The organism is Rathayibacter sp. AY1C5 (assembly GCF_002931705.1).
Classification (GTDB): domain Bacteria; phylum Actinomycetota; class Actinomycetes; order Actinomycetales; family Microbacteriaceae; genus Rathayibacter.
Genome location: NZ_PSWD01000063.1, coordinates 1 through 1,318, shown reverse-complemented (window position 1 = coordinate 1,318; position 1,318 = coordinate 1). Strand labels below are relative to the sequence as shown.

Here is a 1,318-nt window from a genome sequence, read left to right as displayed (position 1 = left end):
CGACGCGATGAAGTCCTTCGTCAGCGGGGCGCTGGTGCGGACGTTCGCCTCGATCACGAGGACGGTCGGGTCGATGTGCTGAACGGTCCCGGTTCCGGTGGTGATACTCACGATGGTTTCTCCTCAATCGGTGTGCGACCATGAAGGTGACGAGTCCCGTGGTTCTAAGCCAACTACGGGGCTTTTGTCGTCTTCCTGATCGTTTTTCTTTGCCTCTCCGGCGAGTGAAAACCAATTGAGTGGAGTCGGCGGAGTGACGGCTCTCTTGGGCGAAATAAGGGAGCTTGCGACCGCGTCCGAGAGAGACGGCACGCAGCCGGCGGAGCGAGATAGGTTGAAACCGCGGAGAGGTGAAGAAAACGGGTAATCCGGCCGCGTAGCGGCTCCCGCCGGCGGTGCTCCGTCACCGCTGCGCGAGTGCAGCTCGCGCCCCCGGAACGGGGAAGACCGGGGAGCGTGAGGGGTCGCCCCTCACGGGCCGGCCCGGAAGGCCGGCCCGCGCCGCGCGGCTACCGGTCGGCGGGCTCGGAGCAGTTGGCGCAGTCGCACGGCCCGCTGGGGTTCTCCGCCCGCTCGACGGCCGCGATCTGCGCGGCCTGCTCCGCCGGGGAGAGCGCCTGCCACCCCTCATCCGCGCGCCGGTTCGACTCGATGCGTGCCGCACGCTCGTCCAGCGTCTCCGGGGTCGGGGTGAGGAAAGCGGCCAGTGCCGCGCCGGTGTCCTGCTTGTCGGCGGGGGTGAGGAACGCGATCAGCGCGGCGGCGTAGGCGGTGCCGTCGTCGGTGACGGGGAATCCGCCCGGAGCTCCTTCGCCGGGAAGAGTGAGCGTGTTGCGGATGTGCGCGAGGATCTCGGCGTCCGTGGCGGTCGCGTCGTCGTCGGACTCGGCGCGGCGGGTGTCGAGGATGAGGGCGAGCTGCTCGGCCGTGGCGCGGCCGGTGTCGGTGCGGGTCATGGTGTGGTCCTCTCAGCGGTTCAGGAACGGGGCGACGCGGCGGATCGCTGCGCGGCGGGCGTGGGCGACGCAGTGACGGAACGAACCGCTGGTGATGCCGTGCAGCTGGTCGGAGTGCCACGCCTCCCAGACGCCGGACGTGCGGCGGGTGACGTGCACCGAGGGCGTCGTCTGGGGGTCGGTGCCCACGACACGGATATCGACCGCGCGGGTGTTCGCGAGCGTGAGGTAGGTCTTCGCGGTGGTCTGCAAGTCGGTGGTGATCTGCATGGTGTGGGTGCTCCCTCTGGCTGATCGTTTTTCTTTGCCTCTCCGGCGGGGAAAACCGTTTGAGTGGAGGCGGCGCAGTGACGCCGATAGCG

General features: G+C 68.9%; 2 protein-coding genes. Both read right to left on the bottom strand.

The genetic code is table 11. The annotated features are described in order from the left end of the window. Positions 1-509: 509 nt before the first annotated feature. The gene (locus tag C5C57_RS17495) at positions 510-956 is read right to left on the bottom strand and encodes a hypothetical protein (protein WP_104234632.1); all 447 of its coding nucleotides are present in this window, start codon (positions 954-956) and stop codon (positions 510-512) included. Between the two features lie 12 nt (positions 957-968). Continuing rightward, complete coding sequence (locus C5C57_RS17490) at positions 969-1,226, bottom strand: hypothetical protein (protein WP_104234631.1); 258 nt, start codon at positions 1,224-1,226, stop codon at positions 969-971. Between the last annotated feature and the right edge of the window lie 92 nt (positions 1,227-1,318).